Source organism: Colwellia sp. MB3u-55, from assembly GCF_014076785.1.
Classification (GTDB): Bacteria; Pseudomonadota; Gammaproteobacteria; order Enterobacterales; family Alteromonadaceae; genus Colwellia_A.
In genome coordinates this window covers 1-532 of the sequence record NZ_JACGUS010000027.1, presented here as the reverse complement: position 1 = coordinate 532, position 532 = coordinate 1, and the positions used below count along the sequence as shown (strand labels likewise).

General features: G+C 34.6%; 1 protein-coding gene. It reads right to left on the bottom strand.

Annotated elements, in window-relative coordinates:
* Positions 1-101 precede the first annotated feature (101 nt).
* Positions 102-532, bottom strand: a 431-nt coding sequence (locus tag H4J66_RS00960; RefSeq protein WP_220463158.1) for a hypothetical protein, incomplete at its 5' end; no start/stop codon positions are given.

Sequence of the window (532 nt, the reverse complement as noted above, 5' to 3'; positions counted from 1 at the left end):
ATAACGCCACGTTAAGCGGCAAAAAATTGTTGGCTAAAATTGTGAACGGAGTGAAACAGCCAACTGTTTTTTGTCCGTTTGAACGCCTTGTTAGATGAATGTTACCAGAACCACATGTTTTGACCATCTATAGCTCCAACAGAAAAATCATACTCTCCATTTCTTGCATCCATTATCCCTGTTTTTAATAAAGATATTTGTTGAACACCAATACTAAAAAGCAACCTATCTTGTTCAGTTTTTAAGTGCCAATCGTCAATAGAACTAGATAGAGTTATTAACACTTTTTTCTCAGGTGTTTTCTTTAACGTAGTTGAAGCTGACCAAACATCTGGTTTAGTTAATTTAAGTGTTCTTTTTGAACCGACAGGTGACAGCTCTAATAAATTAAGAAACTGTAAAAGACTTTCATATCCTTCTTTGTCCGCACTCATGTGCCAACCAGGAAAGTTTTTATTTAATGGATTGTATCTCCAAATTGAAATACTGCCATTTTGCTTCCAGATATTTAGATTCATGAATTCATCTAACG